The following is a 16,327-nucleotide window of genomic DNA, read 5'->3' on the forward strand; positions in this document are numbered from 1 at the left end:
TTCTCTAATTAAATGCCTAACTAAATGCCTGACACAATTAAAGACAGCGAACAGTTTTAAAGTACGGCTACTAGTTAGTCAGCCTTATTAGACTCATACTTAGTTAATGAAAACATGGTTTTTTCATCACAATCAGGCATTGGTATGTCAGATATCAAATCGGCATATACCGCAGCCTTAGCTTTATCTTTTCTGTGCCACGAATTAACACTGTACAGCCACATAAACTTAGAATATATCTCAAAGTGATCAATATGCTGAACCCATAAAAGGCTACTAAAGGCACTATCAAAATCTCTTAAATCGATATAATAGTCGGCAAGAAACAAACATGGTTGAATATAGACTTCACATAACTTGTCCAGCTCGCGGACTGATTCATCCTGAGATAATTCAAAGAGCTCACTTTTCAGATTTAACTGATATTTTGCAAATAGGGCTTCATCATCTCCCTGCTCGATGAGTGTATTTATCATTCTTCTCGCTTTGTTCGAGTCTCCTTGTTTATAGACGAAATATGCTGACTGAGGTGTGTCCGGGTACTGCTCAATATATTCTTGTCGATAGCGATTCCATTGTTCCTCATGTACAACAATCGATTCGTACGCCTCATCTAATGTTACATAGGTTAAATATATGAAGTAAGAGCGAAATATTGGGGTAATCAGTAGAACAAATGCAGCGAAAAACATAAAATATGCCTGAACTTTAGCTTTACGACCTTTAATCACTTTAGTATCGAATGCGACTTTATGATTAACAGGTGGGAATCTTTGTTCTGTTAAGGTGACAACCCCAAGAAGAACAAATTTATAGGCGAAAAAAATAAAGCAAAGTAACACAATCACATTAAGAATCTGAGCATGAATTAACTCTCTGAGACTGGCTTCCCAAAATTCATTTTGACTTAAACCTTCTGTATCGACAGTTAACAGCTCTGAAAAATAATCTGTTTGTACAAAAATTACCAGCGCGACCACTAGTGCGAATAAGACATAAGCCAGAAGCTGTTTTCTTTTATCAGCCTTTACTATTTCCGACACAGACAATCCTTATCTATCAAACACGAGTAAACATGAAAGATATCATAGTACAAAAAAAATACTCTTTAACACAGCCTTGCGGTCAGCATAAGAAATAACGCTAGTCTTAACCACTTACACAAGCCTACCCCATTGCGACCCCCCCTTCTCGGTGAAGTGTGACTTCATTAACTTTAATTGATTACACCTTCGACCTAAGCTTTTTACTCTCCATCAACAGCCGGTACAGACACTTTGCGGCGGGGCCGGTTTTGGCGCCTTTCGGCAAGGTTAAGTGCATAGGCACCTGATAGCGCTGGGCATTATCTACTTTTAAGATAACGACATTATCCATGCTTCTGCTGCTTAAGAGGTGCTCCGGCAGGCGGCAAAAACCAGCGCCCTGCTCTACGGCCTGCCAGGCGTGGTCGAAATTATCCACCGTAATACGCTGTCGGGACCTGAGCCAACCCACATCTTGTTTTGCCTCTTGTTGCGCACCCTGTTTTGCCTCTTGCTTTACAACTTGCTTAAGTGTGCCGCCTAAATCTCTGACAACGATTTGGCTTGTGGTGGTGAAGTCCGCCGAACAGAGGGGCTGCTTGGCTGCCAGCGGATGGCTTTTGGCCACCACGGGGAGCATAGTCACAATACCGAAGGCCTCACATGGATAGTTAGTGACAGGCAGGGTAACAATAGAGATGTCGGCCAGTTCATCGGTCACCATCTGTGTTGTTTTAGACAGTGAGGTCTCGACCACTTGAATGGAGGTACTGCTGTTTTGTGCCAGGAAATCCGCCATAGGTTGATATAACCAGCTGCGATCGCAGAGGTGATCGATGGCGATGGTGATCTCCGACTCGATCCCTTTAGCAAGTTGCGTACTTATCTCTTCGAGCTCCCTCGCCTGCTCTAACATCGAATCTGCCCGGCGAAGGAGCGCCTTTCCATCGTCACTCAGTACCGCACGGCGACCCTTTATCTCCACAAGAGAGACACCTAACTGCGCTTCAAGCTTTTTGACCGAATAGATTAGCGTGGTGTGGCTCTTGTTCAATGCTGTCGCAGCGGCCTGAATACTGCCAGCTCGGTCAATTTCATACAGGGTTAGCCACTGATCCAGTGTGGTTTTCAATCTCATCGGTCGAATTTCTCCACATATAACCGCAGTTTTATGAACTTTTATGTTCAATTTCTGTAGGTATTATTGCACCTATGCCAGCGAGATGCAGAACAATATTTCTGAATACCCGCTCTCACGTTAAGCAATCTTGCTAAATTTATATTGGAGAAGAGAGATGCAAAAGTTACTACAGGTCGATTTTGGTTTTAATGGCCCTTTTGGAGATGAGATGGCGACCATGCTTGCCGGTTTAGCCGAGTCAATTAACCATGAGCCAGGAATGATTTGGAAGATATGGACCGAAAATGAAGCTAAGCAGCTCGGCGGTGGAGTGTATCTGTTTGAAGATGAAGCGAGTGCACAGGCCTATCTGGAGATGCATACGGCTCGTTTAAGTAAGATGGGGATATCAGGTATCAGAGGGCTAATTTTCGATGTAAACCAGACGCTATCTAAGGTTAACCACGCGCCACTAGCGCAGAAGAAGGCGCAGAAGTAAGGAGAGCGTGATGAACAACAAGACATTTTTAACTGCCCACGGCAGTGTATACACGGTATTCGCCTTGGCGCTATTCTTTATGCCCACCTTGATGTGGCCTATGTATGGACTGGAAATTCACGATAAGTATGCCTATTTCCTCTCTCAGCACACGTCGATATTTCTGGGGGGCATTGCCACGATAAGCCTGTTATTGCGTGAGATTGAGGCCGGTAAGCTGGCAAAAAATCTGTTTCTGGCTCTGACAATCTCGAATGGCTTGGGGGTGATTATTACTCTGTATGCGGGAGTGACTGGCATCTTCGTTGGTTTTGGCTGGAGCGACCCGGCATTCTTTACCCTATTGTCGGTAATGAGCTTTATGCAGATGAAAAAGCAGTAACTGAACGCAGCTTGAGAGGAGCAATAAAAAAGGTGAGTTTAAGCCATGGCTTAAATCTCACCTTTCACTTTCACTGATATAGCATCACAGCCACAGCAGCGACGGCATCAAGTATCAGCTCAATACAGTGGCGCTTCACCCTCGGGGCGTGTCTTCAACACCTTCAGGAACCACATATACTGCTCAGGATAAGCTAAGATCACCTGCTCAACGGCCTTGTTCAGGGCAATCGCTTCGTTCTCTTTACCCTTCATCTCATCGGGCTCGATGGCTGGCATGACCGTTAACTCAAATTGACGAGTCTGCTGGTTATAGCCGATTTTTACCGGCATCACCTGAGCATTACCGGCCTGGGCCAGACGCCCGACAACGGGCAGTGTCGCCTTAACCGTGCCCAAGAAAGGGGCAAAGACGCTTTTATCCGGCCCTAAATCTTCATCGGGAAGATAGAAGAAGCTGTTATTGTTTTTAAGCTCAGACAAGAGTGCCCGGATCCCCGCCTCGCGCATATAGATGTTGCCACCAAGGCTGCTACGCATACGGTTGTTAAACCAGTCAAACAGGCCATTACGATGCGCCTTGGCCATGCTCACCATAGGCAGGTCGAGGTTGAGCCTAAGGCCCGCATATTCGATGCCCCATACATGAGGCATGATAAATATCACCGGTTGACCGGCCGCTCGTGCACTCTCAACATGCTCAAACCCCACCAACTTGACCCTGCGACGCAGGTTAGCGTTAGAGCGTACCAGCAGCTCAGATTGAGCCAGCAGGATCATGACAAAGTTTTCAATATTATCTTTGAGTAATGCTTCTATCTCAGTGGGTGTTTTATCAGGGAAGCAGGCTGTGACATTGATTCGAGCAATCGATATGGGTTTCTTTGCAATCGTCATCACCAGTTTAGCGAGTAAACGGGCCAATGGGTCGCGAAGCCAGGCCGGCATCAAACCAAAGATAACTAATATCAGGATCCCAAACCAGGTTGACCAATATTTGGGATGAAGTAGTTCAGCTTTGAACCTACGATCAAAATACTTAGGCTTTCTTGACAAAAAAATGACCTCAATTAATACCAACAGCTGAGTAATGGCATTTTCAATGCTAGACACTTCTACAGGTACAGGCGGATAATTAAACCTTTGATCCAAATAGCTGTATTTGTTCGAAAGATTATTTAATTCTCACCTGTAAATAGGAAAGCGAATAAGATTGATACAAATTTCACTAGAAAAATATACAGAAAAAGCCACTACTTGAGTGGCCTTGACTGTAACTATTTAACGCGATTATTTTTTCGCGTTTGCCTCTTCGACTCGGCTCTTAAGCTTTTGTCCAGGTCGGAAAGTTACGACTCGGCGAGCTGAGATAGGGATATCTTCGCCTGTTTTCGGGTTCCTTCCCGGTCTTTGATTCTTATCTCTAAGGTCAAAGTTGCCAAAGCCAGATAACTTGACCTGCTCACCACTTTCGAGTGCTTGACGAATTTCTTCGAAAAACGTCTCTACCATCTCCTTAGCTACACGCTTGTTAATTCCTAGCGTTTCAAAAAGATGCTCTGCCATTTCGGCTTTGGTAAGTGCCATATTCTTTAATCCCTCAACAGTGCGTTGAACTCTGACTTGAGAGCGGAAACCACTGAATCTACCATCTCAGCTATCTCTTTTTCTTCAAGTGTACGTGTGTTGTCTTGTAATGTAAGTGCGATGGCTAGGCTCTTTTTACCTGGCTCAACACCTTTACCTTGGTATACATCGAATAAGTTTAAGCCAACCAACTGATTTTGGCCAACTTTTCTTATCATTTTTACAACATCTCCGGCAGAAACATTGTCATCTACTACGACGGCGATGTCACGACGGTTAGCAGGAAACTTAGATACAGTCTGGGCTAGCGGTAAGCCGGCATGTAATAAAGCGTCCAATTCGAGCTCAAAAACAATTGTTTTACCATTGAGTCCAAAAGGCTTTTCTAAGCTTGGATGTACCGCACCAATGATACCAATGACTCGATCATTCCTTAATATTTCAGCACATTGCCCCGGATGAAGAGCTGGATGTGTTGCACTTCTAAAAGTAAATTCAACATCGGAAACTGTCAAGCCGATGATGGCTTCGAGGTCGCCCTTAAGATCGAAGAAATCGACCGTTTTAGACTCCATCGACCAATGTTCATCTTTTTGGTTACCTGAGATAACCGCACCCAACATCGCTTGCTGACGTACACTTGATTCTGCAGTAGTATCAGGTACAAAGCGTAAGCCGGTCTCGAAAAGACGAACACGATTTTGTTGACGGCTCTGGTTATAACCCACGGCGCCTAAAAGACCGGTAAACATCGATAGTCTCATCGCTGACATCTCAACAGAGATTGGGTTCGGCAATATCATCGCCTCTTCACCCGGATGAACTAAGTTTTGCAACTTAGGATCGACGAAACTATAAGTCACCGCTTCCTGGAAACCACGGGCAACAAGCATGCTGCGAACACGCTTTAAGCTGATATCTGATTCTTTATGATCAGGCATGCTTAAGGATGCTACAGGCGCTGTGTTAGGGATATTGTTGTAACCGTAGATACGGGCAACTTCTTCAATCAAGTCTTCTTCGATAGCCATATCGAAACGATACGTTGCCGTCGTCACTTCCCAGGTATCGCTATTCACTGTTACATCAAAGCCAAGACGCTCAAGGATCTCAGTCACTTCGGCATCAGAGATATGGTGACCCAGGATTCGGTCAAGCTTGCTACGACGCAAAACGATCTCAACAGGCTTAGGAAGATGCTCTTCTGATTTAGCCTCGACAACAGGACCCGCTTCGCCGCCACAGATATCGAGTACCAGACGTGTAGCGCGATCCATCACCTTATGCTGCAGCTCAGGGTCAACACCACGCTCGAAGCGATGTGAAGAGTCTGTGTGCAGGCCAAGACGACGAGCCTTACCTAAGATGGCTAGAGGTGCGAAGAACGCACACTCGAGCATGATGTCCTGAGTATCGGTGTTCACACCTGAGTATTCGCCACCAAAGACACCAGCAAGCGCCAGAGGCCTTTCTTGATCGCTAATGACTAGAGTGTCAGCAGGAACAGTGATCTCTTTACCATCAAGCAGTGTTAGCTTCTCATCACCACTTCCCATGCGTACTTGTATGTCACCTGCCAGTTGAGCAAGATCGAACGCGTGCATAGGCTGACCGAATTCGATCAACACGTAGTTAGTAATATCGACAATAGGATCGATTGAGCGGATACCACTGCGACGCAACTTCTCTTGCATCCAAAGTGGCGATTCGGCTTTCACGTTGACGTTTTTAACCACACGACCTAAATAACGTGCACAAAATGCCGGCGCCTGAAGATCGATCTTGATAGCGTCATCAATCGTTGGGCTAACCGCTTCCCAAGTTGGCTCAGTCACAGACTGACGGTTTAATACACCCACTTCACGGGCAAGGCCTGCCATACCGAGACAGTCTGCACGGTTAGCTGTCAAGTCAACATCGATAACGGCGTCATTAAGACTCAAGTAATCACGAAGGTCTGCACCAATTGGCGCATCGACTGGTAGCTCGAGAATACCATCGCTTTCAACGTCTATGCCTAGCTCACCGTATGAGCAAAGCATACCAAACGACGGCTCACCGCGTAGTTTGGCTTTCTTAATCTTAAAGTCACCGGGTAGTACTGCACCGACCATAGCCACTGCAACTTTAATACCCAGACGACAGTTAGGTGCGCCACAAACGATGTCGATCAACTCATCTTCACCGACATTGATCTTTGTTACTCGTAGCTTATCGGCATCCGGGTGTTGACCACATTCGACAACTTCACCCACGATAACACCGCTGAACTCACCGGCAACACCTTCAATACCATCCACTTCCAAACCAGCCATGGTGATTTGATGGGATAACTCTTCACGACTAATGCTTGGGTTTACCCACTCACGAAGCCAAGATTCACTAAATTTCATGCTAATACAGCTCCGTTATTTAAATTGCTTGAGGAAACGTAGGTCATTTTCAAAGAAAGAACGTAGATCGTTAACGCCGTAACGCAACATCGACAGACGCTCAACACCCATACCAAAAGCAAAACCAGAGTATTTCTCAGGATCGATGCCAACACTACGCAGTACATTTGGATGCACCATGCCGCAGCCAAGCACTTCAAGCCATTTACCGTTTTTACCCATAACATCAACTTCAGCCGAAGGCTCTGTAAAGGGGAAGTATGAAGGACGGAAACGGACTTCTAAGTCTTCCTCAAAGAAGTTACGTAAGAAGTCGTGCAGTATGCCTTTAAGCTCGGCAAAGTTGACGTTCTCAGCAACCAACAAACCCTCAACCTGATGGAACATAGGCGTGTGAGTCTGATCGTAATCGTTACGGTATACGCGACCTGGAGAGATAATACGCAGAGGTGGCTTCTCATTTTCCATGGTACGGATCTGTACACCGGAAGTTTGAGTACGCAACATTACCTTTGGATTAAAGTAGAACGTATCATGGTCGGCACGAGCTGGATGGTGCTCAGAAATATTCAAGGCATCGAAATTGTGGAAGTCATCTTCGATTTCCGGACCTTCCTTGACACTAAAGCCAAGCTCACCAAAGAAAGTTTCTATTCTTTCGATAGTGCGAGTCACAGGATGCAGACCACCGTTGTCGATACGACGACCCGGTAGTGAGACATCGATGCTTTCTGCTACAAGTTGTGCTTCAAGCTCTTTTGCCTTCAGATTGTCTATTCGCTCAGACAGCTGCTTTTGTACTGCTTGTTTCGCCTGATTAACAGCTTGGCCAAATGCCGGTTTTTCGGCCGGACTTAGCTTCCCCATCATCTTCATCATGTCGGTAATTTTACCTTTCTTTCCAAGGTAATCGACACGAAGCTCATCAAGGGCTTTTAAATCTTCGGTCCCTTCAATGGCAGCTAAGGCCTGTTCTACGATCTCTGTTAACTGTGACATCTTCTCTTCCAGTGCGTGCGACCCATTGGCCGTTACTTTGTAGTTCTAGCTATTTTTCTTTATGAAAATAGAAAAAGACACGAATTTTACGTGACATCCGCCCTTTTGGCCAGTGTAAATTAACTGTTTTATCTGTTAAACCCCTATTTTAGTGAGATCTTTAGGTTTTAGATGACATTTTTTGAACGATAACTTGTTGCCATTTAATTAGCAGAAGGTTGCAGTTTTGCTCGCGATCGGGAATAGAGCAAGGTAACATCTACTCTGTATCTTATAATTAAACATAAAAACAAGCGTCAATGCGCAAATTCTAAGCAAAACTTACCATTATTACGCCTAAATGCTATCCATGGTTGCGCCATCGATAAATAAAAAATAATTAAGATCACCGAGAGAGAGCCTTATGAAAGAAGTAAAATTCCGCTGGATAGATCAATACCTTATCCATATGACCCTGAAAACCAAATTCGCTATTTTAGCTATCGTTCCTATCTTCACCCTGATTGGTCTGGCATTTATGCTTAACAGCCAATTTGAATCGGAGCTGCTTGATACGCATAACAAGGCAAGCCTGAACCAGGCTCAAAGCATAAATTCAGTGGTTGATATCAGCTATGACTTTATTCCTGAGGCACAACGTGCAGAATACCTGCAGAAAATTAACCGGGTCGCCAATACTAAAATCATAAGCAAGCTCGATGGCAAGAGTGAGCGCCTCGCGCAACAGGGAGGCGGTAACCTTGAGATAAGTTCCGGTCTACAGTCGGTCAGTAAAGTCAGTAGCAACCAATTAGCCACGACCTTGACCGTCCCCCCTCTCGATAGCCTCACCGATAGCAACCATTGGTTATCTATTGTGATGTCCGTCGCGTTCATGGTTGTGATCATCTTAATCGCAGGTTACTACATCTCGACATTTGTCGGAGGCGCACTCTACACCAGTGTGATGGCCCTTAAGCGAGCCGCCGACGGCGATCTCACCAGTCGTCTCAACTTTTTCGAAGTTAAGGACGAGTTCAGTTTACTGGCTATCAGCATAGATACACTGGTCGAAAGACAACATACCCTGGTCAAACAGATCACACAGGCCAGCACACAGATCCGTCAAGTCGTGCAATCATTCAGACAAAATGCGCAGGAAGGTCAGTCATTGGCTGCAAATCAACGTCAGCATCTGGACTCACTCGCCACCGCGATGGAGGAGATGACAGCTGCCGTGATTGAGGTTGCCAGAAATGCCGAGCAGTCTTCGGCTGAGACTCAGGAAGCCAATACTCAGGTTGATGCCGGCTCCAAAGACATCGAAACGACCGTTGTCGCTATCGGCGGTTTATCCAATGAGATAGCCAATGCCTCAAGCGCCGTCCACGATCTCAATGAGAATGCGGCCAAGATCGATGAAGTGGTCACGACCATTAACGCCATTTCCGAGCAAACTAACCTGCTTGCACTCAATGCCGCCATCGAGGCTGCCAGAGCCGGTGAGCAAGGACGAGGCTTTGCCGTCGTTGCCGATGAGGTAAGAACCCTTGCGGGACGAACTCAGTCCGCGACCGTCGAGATCAAATCTATGATTGAAGCGCTTCAATCCGGTGCTCAGAACCTGACTCAGGTGATGAAGCGCACCGTAGATAAGGCCGATGATGGCAAAAAGCATGTACTGGACACGGGTGAGGATCTCAAGGCTATTGCACACCATAGCTCTAAAGTGATGGAGATGAGTGTACTCATTGCAACCTCTGCAGAGGAGCAGTCATCGGTTGCCAATGAAATTGCCTCTAACCTGATGGAGATCCGCAATCAGTCACACAATGTAGAGCAATCGGCAAACGAATCGGTTTCAGGTTGTGACGAGCTACATGCCACTGCCGAGCAGTTAGATGATCTGCTTGTTGGCTTGAAGATCTAGTCATTAATACAAGAGAGTCGGTACGCGTAGATCACGAACAGTTTAGTCAGACGCCAGCGGTAAACTGTTCGTGTTATTCGATTCAATGAAAATAGTCGATAAGGTAACTTTTAATAGCCGGAATAAAGCTAAGTGACCTAATCGGATGCCATAAGAGGATTGAAATGATATATGGGCAACTCCAAGATCAGTAAACCTAGAATGCAGGCTCTGCATTGGAGCGATAGTTTACCGGTCAAGTTTTCTTTTATTCAGTTTATTATCGCCTCACTGATCATCATATCCAGTGTATGGATACTCTTCACCATAGAGAAAAGCCACCAGCTACAGGCACAGATCACATTAAGCCAGAACCAAGGCTTGGCCATAGTTGCAAAGCTGCAACAAACAACGTCGAAAATAGAGAGTCTGGCCGTCTCTATCGCCTCTTTAGGTGAGATATACCGCCATGACAGTCAGGTATTGGAGAAGTCCATTCCTGCACTGTTGGACAAAAATGGAAAGTATGATCTGATCTCCGGCGGTGGGATCTGGCCGGAACCGGGCAGCTTCGATGAAACTAAACAGCTCGATAGTCTATTCTGGGCCAGAAACAAGGCTCTGGAGCTGGAACGGGTCGATGACTACAACCGTCTAAATGGGCCCGGATATCATTCTGAGAGCTGGTACAAACCTACCCGCTTCTATCCCAGTGGCACCACATTTTGGTCTGAAACGTATATCGATCCGTTTACCAATGAGGCAATGCTTACGGCATCTGTTCCTATGTGGGTTGAACATCAATTCGTAGGTGTCTCTACGGTCGATGTCACGCTACTGGGTTTAGGTCACTTTTTTCATCAGGCGATGAATGATAACCATGGCTATATGTATGCTCTCGATCACAGCAACAGAGTATTGGCGGCCCCCAAAAAAGATAATCGAAATAACATTTTTGATAAGCGCGCTTTCTTCAAGCCATTTGCCAGCTTTACTGCCAATAACCCCGTATTTGAACCCATAAACGGAAAATTGATTGAACTGGATGCCAAGTTGATTGAAGAGTCACAGGAGAACCCTGCTTATAATCAATTTCAGCTAGCCGACTTGATGGACACCACCCATTTTTCACAAAGAGAAAAACTTGCCGCACTCATCAACCTCAATGCACAAGGTAAGCCAAAATCGACCTCATTAGTGGCCTCCTTCGAGCTGGGTCATGATCCTATTCTCGATGAGCCGACATTGGTATCCATCTTCATGATGCCAAAGACTTTTTGGAAGATTGTACTCGTCACACCACTCTCCTCAATGAATGATAAGGCCAATATCATTGCCGCCAGAATGGGGATATACCTGCTACTCATGCAACTGGCAGCGCTGATTTTACTGTTTATGCTGCAACATAAGCTGTTCATCAGACCCATTTCCAGAATGGTTAACGCACTTCAGGGGAACCAGTTAGCAAAATTAGAGTTAGAAGCCACGATAAGTAAAGATGAGTTGGGACAATTAGCTAAAGCATTTATCTCTCGAAGTCATCAATTGGAGGTGGCTTTCGCCAGCCTCGACGCCAGTAATTTAGCCTTAGAGGAGCAGCTAACGGTTCAAAGGATTGCTCAAACAGAGTTAAAACTAAGAAAGAAGCAGCTTAATTCGCTGCTGAACTCATCACAGAACCTCATTAGCATCAAAGATATCGATGGCTCTTATATCTTAGTCAATGACCGATTTTGCGAAGTTATCGGTATTGAACGACACAGTATCATAGGGACCAAGGACAGCCAGATTTTTCCGGCTCATATTGCCGAGTTAATTCTGAAGCACGATAACATCACCCTAAAGACACAAAGCCCACAGAGCTTCGAACAGCCTATCCCGTCGGTGCAAGGCGAAATTGTTTATCAAGTCACTAAGTTCCCCATTAAGGATGATGATGGCACCATGACTTCGATAGGCAGCATGGCATTTGAGATCGGCTCGCAAAAAATCATCAGTCAGGAGTTACATGACAAGAATGAATCACTCAATTTAGAGCTCGCAAAATATTCACATCAGCTATTGATGAGCAAACAGGAGAATCAACAGCTGCAAGAGAAGGCAAACACACTCGAATTATCAATCAATAAGCTCAATAACTTACAGCGTGTAGAGGTCAAAAATCATGAACTGTTTCCACAACTGTTCGCAACTTTGATAAAGCAGCACACTCAAGAGCAAGACAAGTTACTGTCAATCATCTGTAACTACAAAACGGGCATTAGTCAGGAAAATTATGATGAGATCGTCGGCCTCTTGACAGAACATACCGATAAATTACGCCATTTCCAACATCTGATTGTGGGTAAAGAGATGGCAATTAAATCGATTAACTTGTCCCACTATCTGTCACATTTTCTAGTCGTTATAGAGCCTCAGCTCACCGAACAAGAGATACAGGTAAGGGTCGTTTGTGATAGTAAACTGAGTATCAACCGCTCTTCATGGGATCTGTTACTCATATTTTACTCCTTGATCAATAACTGTCTTTCTCATGCATTCACCAGACAGCAAAAAATTAAGGTACTGTCGATAGAAGTCGAGCTGCAGGATGATAACTTAATTATTACGGTAGAAGATAATGGTCAGGGGATCGCTGACGACAAACTGGCGGCTCTGAATTCACAACTGGGATCAAATGCCTATTCCGGCACGCTACCCAGTCTGGATGCCTGGGTAAGATCAGAACTAAACGGTACATTAGAGGTCAAATCGGCACTGAACACGTTTACCCGGGTGATCTGTACGCTTCCGTTCGAACGTTAGTAATACCAATTGCATCAAGTATGTAATCAATTCAGAGCCCCTCTGGGTTTTCAATTCAAGGCGCATTGACGAAGAAATGGTTCCCCCCTTTTTAGCCAAGGCAAAGCAGAAGTGGAAATCCTGAGGAGCTCACGTAGTGCGGGATTTCAAAGCCCTTTATACTGCGTTGGGGGCTTTATATATAGAATAACTATTAGCTTCAATCCCCCGCCTTGCCTACAGGGCTTTGAACTCCCGCTGAATGGTCAGATATTTAATGCAATTGGTATAATAAAAAGGTGCTTAAAGCACCTTTTTCATTGCTCTTATACCAATCGGTATTAACTAGAGCGAGACATCGACCATATAATGGCCCTGTAACCAATTTCGACCGATAAGAAATTTATAACTCATCTTACTACGATCTTTAAGGTTAACCTTTACTTTATACTCTTGGCCAGGCTGACCCACGGTCAACTCGACCATATACCGTATCTCGCTCCCCTGAGCGTTACGGATCAACGAGGTTTCAACGATCATCGCATTGACCCGATGAGACTCCCCTTTTTCATTTTCGGTGGTGAAGCTCAAGCGTTTACCTATATTCTTCTCCATATCCTTTTCACCATTCTCCACCTTGAGATCGACGGCATGGAGTGAGTTCTCTACGGCTCCGGTATCGATACGGGTTTCAAAAGTCAGACCCGACTCCAGAATACTAATCGGCGCTACAGGCCCTATGACTTTCTTTTCTGACACATCGACTATGTATTTACCTTTAAGCCAATTTCGACCTATGAGTAACTTATAATCCATATGGCTTCTATCTCTCAGGTTGACTCTGACTTTTCTCTCCTTGTCCTGGAAACCAACCTTAAGGTCAACCATATAACGTGTTTCCCTGCCCTGAGAGTTACTCACGGTAGAGGTTTTAACAATCTTAGCTTTCAGACGTTTCTGAAGGCCCTCTTCATTCTCTGTGGTGAAAAACAAGGTTTTCCCCACATTGTCTTTCATCTTCTTTTCACTGCCACCTTCTATTTCCAGGTCGAAGGCATGAAGAGAGGTATTCACCGCGCCCGTATCAATTCTGGCCTCATAACTTAATCCGGTCTGTTCGACCGACATCAGCTCAGATGAACCTATAATTGCTTTATCTCCGGCCCAACAGGTACTTGAAACGAGTAACATACAAAAGCCAATTTTTTTCAGCATTCTTTTTTCCTAATAATTAATACCAGTTCCATTGAATATACTACCACCCTCGCCTTCAGAGACTTGAACTCCCGCTGAATGCGAAATGAATATAATAGATAAACACGATTCGCATCGATATAAAACTAGACTAAGTCTTGTTTTACCTGAGTTTAATACTATATCCACAAAAAATGTCGGCACCAGGCCGACACTTAACTAACAATTACAATTCACTACAAAATTTACGATAAAAAATTAACTCAAGCAACAAGGCGACACACAGACTCAAACAGTTTCGCTCGTCTCTGACTCTTTCATCCATTGTAATGCCTGTCCTGTTTCACTTCGCTCGAAGACCTTAACCGGACAGGGGATCATATAGGCTAACGCATTCGCCATCCCGGCGACCAACCGACTATCAGTAATAAACGCCACACGATAAAAGTCGGTCAGATGAAACAGACCGAGTTTTGCATCATCCCAGAGGGTTCCAACAGAAATACCCTCAAAGGCTTCATCAAATTCGTACCAAAGTTTAATGCACGCATGATCTTTCAATTTTTCTTCGATGACAGGCAACAGCTCTTGGTCATAATCTTCACCCGTGACCACTCCCGACGCCCTGATAGCGACCGTATCATGATCAAAGCCACTTAATAATTTAAGCATCGCGCACTCCTTGCATCTGCTAACCGAAATTAATACACAAAATGAAATACAAACAAACTAAAAAGAGTGGCTGTACAGAAGCAATGACATACATGAAGGCTTCTACATACCCCCTCTTGATAATGTTTGAAATGTCGTGAAAATTGTACGCCTAACCAGACAAGTATAAATGGAATAAAGGGCAAAGTGATCACAAATGGAAAGAAGCCCCATCCTAAACCAAAGGCATAGTGGCTAAAGAGGTGTACTAGCCCCCAAAATACCAGTAAGGCAAAATAGACAACAAAATGTTGTTGCTCGAAAGAATTTTTCCACATATTCAGGTGAATACTCCTAATGTTAATCCAACATTAGGCGTATTCTTCATAGGGCACAAGTTGCCAGGTGTAAAATTCTGTAAGCAATTATACAGTTACTCGGTGATAAGAACTTTTGAAATTTCCTGATCGAACAGATTTTTAATCAGGCCAGAAAATTCGGTGATAAATAACGTTTGTTTGGGGGTAGCTTTTCGGTTTGCCACGCTCGCCAAGATCTCTTCGAGATCATAGACGATGGCGTCAATCTCACGAATAACTTGATTACGTTGAGCAAAGGTTAGCGATGGATTCTGACCACACACCATAATAATCTGTGCAGAAAGCTGCTCTTCAAATAATTCCATAACGGTATCATCTGTCAAAGCCGCAGCTTCTTTCCCCTCAAATAGCCCTAAATGCTCTGAGAGGAACTGAATGAGATGCATATACCCATCTTTATCTGTAACCATCTTCGACCCTATTCATGTACTCAGTTAGAGCATGGTAGATACTATGCTCATTATCCAGTTTAAAAGACATTTATTTGGCATTATGAAACAGTTTTTACCTAGAGTCTCGATTTTACTTTGTACTTTGAGCTTAACGACTTAAATTCAAAATAAATGAGACTGGAACAGACTTGCTAATTGATGTGAGACCTGCGATGTCTCTCAATTTATCGATCCCTGATGAGAGCCCGTATTGCGCTGCATTAACAATAGTCGGTTGTGTACTGGAAACCAACAGGCGCTGCTCGCTAAGTTTAGCAACTGTGACAAAGAGTGTTTTTGTTTGCATTTTACCATGCAGGTTTATATCGGCAGCGATCTCCATCACTCCAGTCTCACCGACCAGAATATTTGCGAGCTTATCCATATCGACAGTCGCGTTCAGTGTAAGCTTAGGAAATGCGCCGACTTCGAAGAGAATATCTTTTAAGCGACTATCACGGATATCTACATTGGTCCAAACACTGGCAAGCTCAATGGTTAAGGTAAAATGCCCCTGTTCGGTTAATTGACCGGAAAATGTCTTAAAATGGTTGATCTCGGCAACATCGACTTTCTTCGTTGAAATGAAACTGATATTTGAGGTGTCGTTATCGATAGACCATGGCGTAGCCGACGCCATAAAACCAAACGACAAAAGCAATATCCCAATAATTGAAGTTCTCATATTCTCCCCTTAAGCGGTGTTTGAAATTAATTATGGTGTTCCGCGATTAAAATTCACACAGTAACAAGTATAAGAATGAAAATGAGAATTTGTAAATGTATCGTGATGAAGGGAGTTAACGAGAGAGTCGAGGGATAAGCCTTATATCCCTCTACACTTATATACCCAAGCCACTTGGAAATACAGGATTCAGTGGGAATTTAATGTGCTTTAGTCAAGACATTGATTGTAGGTAATGGTTGTTCCCTTGGCAAAATCAATAACGCAGAGTAAAACACATTAAAACCCATCGTAGAAGGCTTTGCGCAAG

At 44.4% G+C, this 16,327-nt stretch carries 14 protein-coding genes; 4 read left to right on the top strand and 10 right to left on the bottom strand.

Going from position 1 to position 16,327, the window contains the following annotated elements; all coding sequences use genetic code 11:
* Window positions 1-74: 74 nt before the first annotated feature.
* Together SSED_RS13610 and SSED_RS13615 are read right to left on the bottom strand one after the other, a co-directional pair.
* Window positions 75-1,043, bottom strand: a complete 969-nt coding sequence (locus SSED_RS13610; RefSeq protein ID WP_012142930.1) for a hypothetical protein — start codon at window positions 1,041-1,043, stop codon at window positions 75-77.
* Window positions 1,044-1,224: 181 nt separating this feature from the next.
* Complete coding sequence (locus SSED_RS13615; RefSeq protein ID WP_012142931.1) at window positions 1,225-2,163, bottom strand: LysR family transcriptional regulator; 939 nt, start codon at window positions 2,161-2,163, stop codon at window positions 1,225-1,227.
* Between the two features lie 157 nt (window positions 2,164-2,320).
* On the opposite strand from SSED_RS13615, the gene SSED_RS13620 reads away from it, so the two are divergent.
* Window positions 2,321-2,644, top strand: coding sequence for a monooxygenase (locus tag SSED_RS13620; RefSeq protein ID WP_012142932.1), 324 nt, complete (start codon window positions 2,321-2,323; stop codon window positions 2,642-2,644).
* Window positions 2,645-2,654: 10 nt separating this feature from the next.
* On the top strand, window positions 2,655-3,026 hold the full coding sequence (locus SSED_RS13625) for a hypothetical protein (protein ID WP_012142933.1): 372 nt from the start codon (window positions 2,655-2,657) through the stop codon (window positions 3,024-3,026).
* Window positions 3,027-3,145: 119 nt separating this feature from the next.
* Here SSED_RS13625 and lpxM read toward each other — a convergent pair whose 3' ends face one another.
* From lpxM to pheS, 4 genes are all read right to left on the bottom strand, one after another.
* Window positions 3,146-4,081: a lauroyl-Kdo(2)-lipid IV(A) myristoyltransferase gene (gene lpxM, locus SSED_RS13630; RefSeq protein ID WP_012142934.1), complete on the bottom strand. Its 936-nt coding sequence runs from the start codon at window positions 4,079-4,081 to the stop codon at window positions 3,146-3,148.
* A 234-nt stretch (window positions 4,082-4,315) separates the two neighbouring features.
* A complete protein-coding gene (gene ihfA, locus SSED_RS13635) occupies window positions 4,316-4,612 on the bottom strand; it encodes an integration host factor subunit alpha (RefSeq protein ID WP_012142935.1) in 297 nt (98 codons plus the stop codon).
* Between the two features lie 5 nt (window positions 4,613-4,617).
* Entirely contained in the window at window positions 4,618-7,005 is a 2,388-nt protein-coding gene (pheT, locus tag SSED_RS13640) for a phenylalanine--tRNA ligase subunit beta (RefSeq protein WP_012142936.1), read from the bottom strand.
* Between the two features lie 15 nt (window positions 7,006-7,020).
* Window positions 7,021-8,004: a phenylalanine--tRNA ligase subunit alpha gene (gene pheS / locus SSED_RS13645; protein WP_012142937.1), complete on the bottom strand. Its 984-nt coding sequence runs from the start codon at window positions 8,002-8,004 to the stop codon at window positions 7,021-7,023.
* A gap of 403 nt (window positions 8,005-8,407) precedes the next feature.
* On the opposite strand from pheS, the gene SSED_RS13650 reads away from it, so the two are divergent.
* The gene (locus SSED_RS13650; RefSeq protein ID WP_012142938.1) at window positions 8,408-9,913 is read left to right on the top strand and encodes a methyl-accepting chemotaxis protein; all 1,506 of its coding nucleotides are present in this window, start codon (window positions 8,408-8,410) and stop codon (window positions 9,911-9,913) included.
* Window positions 9,914-10,084: 171 nt separating this feature from the next.
* Window positions 10,085-12,697 carry a PAS domain-containing protein gene (locus SSED_RS13655; RefSeq protein WP_012142939.1) on the top strand — a complete coding sequence of 871 codons (2,613 nt, stop codon included), beginning with the start codon at window positions 10,085-10,087 and terminating at the stop codon, window positions 12,695-12,697.
* 324 nt (window positions 12,698-13,021) lie between these two features.
* Here SSED_RS13655 and SSED_RS13660 read toward each other — a convergent pair whose 3' ends face one another.
* The 4 genes from SSED_RS13660 to SSED_RS13675 all read right to left on the bottom strand — a co-directional run bounded on the left by SSED_RS13660 (window position 13,022) and on the right by SSED_RS13675 (window position 16,017).
* Window positions 13,022-13,891 (bottom strand): putative ATP-dependent zinc protease, encoded by an 870-nt coding sequence (locus SSED_RS13660; protein ID WP_012142940.1) that lies wholly within the window; start codon window positions 13,889-13,891, stop codon window positions 13,022-13,024.
* A gap of 267 nt (window positions 13,892-14,158) precedes the next feature.
* Window positions 14,159-14,542, bottom strand: a complete 384-nt coding sequence (locus SSED_RS13665) for a SpoIIAA family protein (RefSeq protein WP_012142941.1) — start codon at window positions 14,540-14,542, stop codon at window positions 14,159-14,161.
* Window positions 14,543-14,954: 412 nt separating this feature from the next.
* Window positions 14,955-15,311: a DUF3802 family protein gene (locus SSED_RS13670; RefSeq protein WP_012142943.1), complete on the bottom strand. Its 357-nt coding sequence runs from the start codon at window positions 15,309-15,311 to the stop codon at window positions 14,955-14,957.
* A gap of 130 nt (window positions 15,312-15,441) precedes the next feature.
* Complete coding sequence (locus SSED_RS13675) at window positions 15,442-16,017, bottom strand: YceI family protein (RefSeq protein WP_012142944.1); 576 nt, start codon at window positions 16,015-16,017, stop codon at window positions 15,442-15,444.
* Window positions 16,018-16,327 lie beyond the last annotated feature (310 nt).

Source organism: Shewanella sediminis HAW-EB3 (assembly GCF_000018025.1).
Classification (GTDB): domain Bacteria; phylum Pseudomonadota; class Gammaproteobacteria; order Enterobacterales; family Shewanellaceae; genus Shewanella; species Shewanella sediminis.

Excerpts from the sequence above, each read along its gene's own strand:
- SSED_RS13615 (WP_012142931.1), bottom strand. The coding sequence starts at position 2,163 with ATGAGATTGAAAACCACACTGGATCAGTGGCTAACCCTGTATGAAATT.
- SSED_RS13620 (WP_012142932.1), top strand. The coding sequence starts at position 2,321 with ATGCAAAAGTTACTACAGGTCGATTTTGGTTTTAATGGCCCTTTTGGA.
- SSED_RS13625 (WP_012142933.1), top strand. The coding sequence starts at position 2,655 with ATGAACAACAAGACATTTTTAACTGCCCACGGCAGTGTATACACGGTA.
- ihfA (WP_012142935.1), bottom strand. The coding sequence starts at position 4,612 with ATGGCACTTACCAAAGCCGAAATGGCAGAGCATCTTTTTGAAACGCTA.
- pheT (WP_012142936.1), bottom strand. The coding sequence starts at position 7,005 with ATGAAATTTAGTGAATCTTGGCTTCGTGAGTGGGTAAACCCAAGCATT.
- pheS (WP_012142937.1), bottom strand. The coding sequence starts at position 8,004 with ATGTCACAGTTAACAGAGATCGTAGAACAGGCCTTAGCTGCCATTGAA.
- SSED_RS13650 (WP_012142938.1), top strand. The coding sequence starts at position 8,408 with ATGAAAGAAGTAAAATTCCGCTGGATAGATCAATACCTTATCCATATG.
- SSED_RS13655 (WP_012142939.1), top strand. The coding sequence starts at position 10,085 with ATGGGCAACTCCAAGATCAGTAAACCTAGAATGCAGGCTCTGCATTGG.
- SSED_RS13660 (WP_012142940.1), bottom strand. The coding sequence starts at position 13,891 with ATGCTGAAAAAAATTGGCTTTTGTATGTTACTCGTTTCAAGTACCTGT.
- SSED_RS13665 (WP_012142941.1), bottom strand. The coding sequence starts at position 14,542 with ATGCTTAAATTATTAAGTGGCTTTGATCATGATACGGTCGCTATCAGG.
- SSED_RS13670 (WP_012142943.1), bottom strand. The coding sequence starts at position 15,311 with ATGGTTACAGATAAAGATGGGTATATGCATCTCATTCAGTTCCTCTCA.
- SSED_RS13675 (WP_012142944.1), bottom strand. The coding sequence starts at position 16,017 with ATGAGAACTTCAATTATTGGGATATTGCTTTTGTCGTTTGGTTTTATG.